This window comes from Methylophaga sp. UBA4204 (genome assembly GCF_002379485.1).
Taxonomy (GTDB): Bacteria; Pseudomonadota; Gammaproteobacteria; order Nitrosococcales; family Methylophagaceae; genus Methylophaga.
The window spans coordinates 79191-84316 of record NZ_DFTU01000087.1 but is presented as its reverse complement, the minus strand read 5'-3'; the positions used below and the strand labels follow the sequence as shown (position 1 = coordinate 84316).

The following is a 5126-nucleotide window of genomic DNA, read 5'->3' as shown; positions in this document are numbered from 1 at the left end:
GATGCCCGCAGCCCGGGGTTACAGTTTGAAACGGTGTCAATTGGTGAATTGCTAAGGGAAGTACTAACCCTTTACCAGAGTCATTCCAACCATCAATTTATTTTATTGAACAGTCCAACAGACATTCGTATAAAACTTGATAAAAACCGCATGCGGCAGGTATTTCATAATCTGTTAAAAAATGCCATTGAAGCCAGTGAAGAAGCCGGTAAACCTGTAGATATAGCCATTAGTTACCACATTATTGTGCAGCAGCATATGCCATGGCTGGAAATCACTTTCAATGATCAGGGACCGGGGCTTCCACAAAACATGGTGGACAAATTGTTTGAGCCTTATGCAACCACCAAAACCAAAGGAACCGGGCTGGGACTGGCGATTGTCAAAAAAATCATTGAAGAACATGGCGGGGATGTCTGGGCAGAAAACCTTAACCCCGAAGGAGCAGGTATAATAATCCGGCTACCACTGGAGGAAGACTAGGCGTGAGCAACGAAAAACCACTGATTTTAGTTGTCGATGATGAGCCCGATATTCGTGAACTCATTAAAGATATTCTTGAAGACGAAGCCTACCGGGTAATCACCGCAAGCAATGGTGAAGAAGCGCGTCTTGTCTTTACCCAGAAACAGCCTCAACTGGTCTTGCTGGATATCTGGATGCCCGATGTTGACGGAATTACACTGCTTAAGGAATTCAAACAACAGAACACTGGCGTCACTATTGTCATGATGTCCGGGCATGGCACCATTGAAACCGCTGTCGAAGCCACCCGCTCAGGTGCCAGCGATTTTATTGAAAAACCATTATCCATGGCCAAACTGCTTCGTGCGGTTGAATTAGCCATTGAAAATCGAGCAAAACAGGCCGCCCAGCGTCATGAGTTTGCATTAGAACCCGTCGGTAAAAGTGCCAAAATGACTCAGCTTCGTGAACAGGCTGAACGCATTGCCGGACACGAAATGCCTATTCTGCTGATTGGCGAAGGCGGTACTGGTAAACACTGTTTTGCTTATTATCTGCATAGACTGGGCCTGTACAACAATGGCAAATTTATTGAGGTTAGTCCGGAAAGTTTTCCACCAGACAGTCACAAACTAATTTCACTGGCCAAAAACAATACGCTGTATATCAATGATGTCGCCTTACTCAGTGATGAAGCTCAGGCCTTGCTGCAGCATTTACTGGAAAGCGGCAGATTAAAAGAGTGTCAGTTGATCTGTGCTACCCAGTTGGGCCTTGATAAATTCATCGCCCGCGGCGACTTCAGTGAAGGTTTGTTTTATCAGCTCAATACCATCACTTTGCAACTACCTGCTTTACGTGATCACGTTGAGGACATTCCCGAACTGGTACACTTTTTTGTCGATCAGCAAACCACCCAGGCCGATCTGCCTTATCGTCGTTTTACTGTCGCCGCACAAAATCGTCTCCGCAATTATGCCTGGCCGGGCAATGTGCTCGAACTGAAAAACGTTATCCAGCGATTGCTGGTTTTGGGTGATTCCGATGATATTGACGTCGATGATGTGGAAACCGCACTGCAGTCAGAGCAGCCACCTCAAGCGGATGATGTCACCGGTATCAATTTTGACCAGCCTTTACGCGAAGCACGCGAACAGTTTGAACGAATATATCTGCTGCAAAAACTGCAGGAAACCGATGGCAATGTGGGAAAAGCCGCTAAATTAGCTGGCATGGAACGCACCCATCTTTACCGAAAACTTCGAGCACTAGGCATTGATAGTAAACAAGTATAAGGGTTTGTAATGAAGATTCTGATCCTCGGTGCCGGACAGGTTGGCGCTTCAGTTGCTGCCACCCTTGCTCGGGAAGATGACGACATTACCCTGGTCGATACCGATGCCAATAGCCTTCATAAACTTCAGGATCATTACGATATTCGAACGGTACAGGGACTTGCCTCACATCCTGATGTGCTGGAACGGGCTGGTGCAGCAGATGCCGATTTGGTGCTGGCAGTCACTAATAGTGACGAAACCAATATGGTGGCCTGCCAGATTTGTCATACGCTGTATAACACACCCACCAAAATTGCCCGGATCCGTACGCCGGAATACCTCACCAAACCTGAATTATTCAGTAACGAAGCCATTGCCATTGATGTATTAATCAGCCCTGAACAACTGGTGACTGATTATATTGAAAGATTAATCAGCCACCCGAATGCCTTACAGGTGCTGGATTTTGCCGATGGACTGGTTCAGCTGGTAGCGGTGAGAGCTTTCCATGGCGGGCCATTAGTGGGTAATCCCCTACGCGAATTACGTAAACATATTCCCAAAACCGAAACCCGGGTCGCCGCTATTTTTCGTAATGGTAAAGCTATTCTGCCGGAAGCTGAAACGGTTATCGAAGCAGATGATGAAGTTTTTTTTATCGCAGCCAGCAAAGATATCCGCTCGGTGATGGCTGAATTGCGGCGGCTGGAAAAACCTTATAAAAGGATTATGTTGGCCGGCGGTGGCAATATCGGAATAAGATTGGCCCGAGCGCTGGAGCATGATTATCAAATCAAAATCATCGAAGCCAATAGTGCCCGAGCCGATTATTTATCAGAAGAGTTATCAAAAAGTATCGTTCTGCTTGGCGATGTGGCCAATGAAGAATTGCTCCGCGAAGAAGAAATCGACAATGTGGATTTGTTCTGTGCCCTGACCAATGATGACGAGGCGAATATCCTTTCAGCCATGCTGGCCAAGCGTCTGGGGGCTCGCAAAGTGCTGTCGCTGATTAATCGTGCTGCTTATGTGGATCTGGTAGAAAGCGGTACCATCGATATCGCCCTGTCCCCGCAACAAGCCACTATCGGCAGTTTGCTGGCGCATATTCGTCGTGGTGATATTGTGGCGGTGCATTCATTGCGTCGTGGGGCTGCTGAAGCTTTGGAGGCCATTGCTCATGGCGATAAAAGCTCATCGATGGTGGTGGGACGACGCATTGATGAAATTGACTTGCCACCAGGCACTTCTATCGGGGCAATTGTTCGTGGGGAGGAAGTGATTATTGCGCATCGCAATACCTTGGTTGAAGCAGAAGATCATGTGATTCTGTTTTTAACCAATAAACGTTATATCAAAGAGGTAGAGCGTTTATTCCAGGTAGGATTCACTTTCTTTTAATTTATGTCTTACTCACTTAAACATCATTTTCTCATCGCCATGCCCACGCTGATAGACAGTTTTTTCTATCATTCGGTAATTTATTTGTGTGAACACGACGAAGAAGGCGCGATGGGGCTGATTATTAATCGTCCAACCCGAATCATGATGCAGGAACTGCTTAATCATCTGCAGATTACCAACAATTCTGAATGGGCGATTAAAACAGCCGTTTTGTTTGGCGGGCCAGTACAGAAAGATCAGGGCATGGTAGTGCATGATGGTGGTGAAAAGTGGAAAAACACGCTGAAGATTACTGATGAAACATTTTTAACCACTTCCAGCGATATCCTGGAATCATTAGGCACCGAGAATGGCCCACCTCATTCGATTGTGACGCTGGGATATGCTGCCTGGGAAGCCGGTCAACTGGAACAGGAAATAGCCGATAACAGCTGGCTTACTGTTCAGGCAACCCCGGAACTGCTTTATGAAACACCTGCTGAAGAGCGCTGGCAGGCGGCAGCAAAATTACTGGGCATTGATATTAATCTGATGTCTAATACAACAGGTCATGCATGAGTACCGAGAAAAATATTCTCGGCTTTGACTTTGGTATGAAGAGTATAGGTGTCGCGGTTGGACATCATTTAACCCATACCGCCAGAGGCATCGCTGCTTTATCGGCTCGGGACGGGATTCCAGATTGGGATGATATCGCTAAAATAGTGGCTGAATGGCAGCCCGGACTTATCGTTGTGGGCTTACCGCTGAATATGGATGGCACCGAACAATTAATGACTGCTGCTGCCAGAAAATTTGGCAATCGGATGAACAATCGTTTTAATATCCCAGTGGTCTGGCAGGATGAGCGTTTAACCACATTCGAAGCGCTCGACCAAATGGGAATACGCAGTAAAATGCAGACCGACAAACGTAGTGATGTCGATAAACTCTCGGCTCAAATTATTCTTCAATCATGGCTGGACCAACAATGACAATGCCCAAAACATCAGCAGAAATTCAGAACCTGCTCGAAGAGATGGCTGAAACCATACGCGAAGAACTTGCGGATAAAGACCCGTTGCTGGTGGGGATTCATACCGGCGGGGTCTGGGTAGCAAAAGCATTGCAGAACATTCTAGGAGAAGACTTTTTTGATGCCCCGCTGGGTACATTGAATATTGCCTATTATCGTGATGATTTCACACGTATTGGCATGCACCCCCAAGTGTCTCCATCCGATCTGCCTTTTGAAGTCGATAATCGTCATCTGGTTCTGGTGGATGATATTTTTTACAGTGGCCGCACTACCCGCGCGGCGCTGAATGAAATTTTTGATTATGGCCGCCCTGCGAGTGTCACATTAGCGGTGCTGATCGAGCGAAATGGCCGCGAATTACCGATTCGCCCGGATATTGTTGGCGCCTCCGTCATTTTGCCGCGTAATCAACATCTGAAATTGCGCAATAAAGATGGCTTACAACTGGAGATCCGTGCAGCTGGAGCACTTAATGCCGAGTAACCAACTGACAGAGAGCGGCCAGCTAAGACATTTTCTGACCATTGAAGGTCTGAAACGCCCTTTATTAACCGAAATTATGGATCGGGCTGAACAGTTCTCCGGAATCAGCCACCGCCAGGTAAAAAAAGTACCACTGTTACGCGGCAAAACCATTATCAATCTGTTTTTTGAAAACAGTACACGTACCCGTTCTACTTTCGAACTGGCCGCCAAAAGACTTTCAGCCGATGTGATGAATTTTAATATCAACACATCAGCCACCTCCAAAGGCGAAAGCCTGCTTGACACCCTGCATAATCTTGAAGCCATGCACACTGATATGTTTGTGGTTCGCCATAATCAAAGTGGTGCGGCCGAGTTTATTGCACAGCATGTGGCGCCACATGTCAGCGTAATTAATGCTGGCGACGGTTGCCATGCTCACCCCACCCAAGCCATGCTGGATATGTTTACCATCCGCCGCCACAAACAGGATTTTG

General features: G+C 47.0%; 6 protein-coding genes and 1 pseudogene. All 7 read left to right on the top strand.

Annotated elements, in window-relative coordinates:
* Nucleotides 1-483: sensor histidine kinase (locus B3182_RS12880; protein ID WP_292753006.1), on the top strand; the 483-nt coding region annotated here is incomplete at its 5' end.
* A 2-nt stretch (nucleotides 484-485) separates the two neighbouring features.
* Nucleotides 486-1760 (top strand): sigma-54-dependent transcriptional regulator, encoded by a 1275-nt coding sequence (locus B3182_RS12875; RefSeq protein ID WP_292358542.1) that lies wholly within the window; start codon nucleotides 486-488, stop codon nucleotides 1758-1760.
* A 9-nt stretch (nucleotides 1761-1769) separates the two neighbouring features.
* Nucleotides 1770-3143: a Trk system potassium transporter TrkA gene (gene trkA, locus B3182_RS12870; protein WP_292358544.1), complete on the top strand. Its 1374-nt coding sequence runs from the start codon at nucleotides 1770-1772 to the stop codon at nucleotides 3141-3143.
* 3 nt (nucleotides 3144-3146) lie between these two features.
* Entirely contained in the window at nucleotides 3147-3704 is a 558-nt protein-coding gene (locus B3182_RS12865) for a YqgE/AlgH family protein (protein ID WP_292358546.1), read from the top strand.
* Nucleotides 3701-4120 (top strand): Holliday junction resolvase RuvX, encoded by a 420-nt coding sequence (gene ruvX, locus B3182_RS12860; RefSeq protein WP_292358548.1) that lies wholly within the window; start codon nucleotides 3701-3703, stop codon nucleotides 4118-4120. Before B3182_RS12865 ends, ruvX begins: the two co-directional genes overlap by 4 nt.
* On the top strand, nucleotides 4117-4647 hold the full coding sequence (gene pyrR, locus B3182_RS12855) for a bifunctional pyr operon transcriptional regulator/uracil phosphoribosyltransferase PyrR (protein ID WP_292358550.1): 531 nt from the start codon (nucleotides 4117-4119) through the stop codon (nucleotides 4645-4647). The genes ruvX and pyrR overlap by 4 nt, the downstream gene beginning before the upstream one ends.
* Nucleotides 4637-5126, top strand: a pseudogene (pyrB, locus tag B3182_RS12850) (aspartate carbamoyltransferase catalytic subunit); the annotation flags it as partial. The gene pyrR and the pseudogene pyrB, both read left to right, overlap by 11 nt.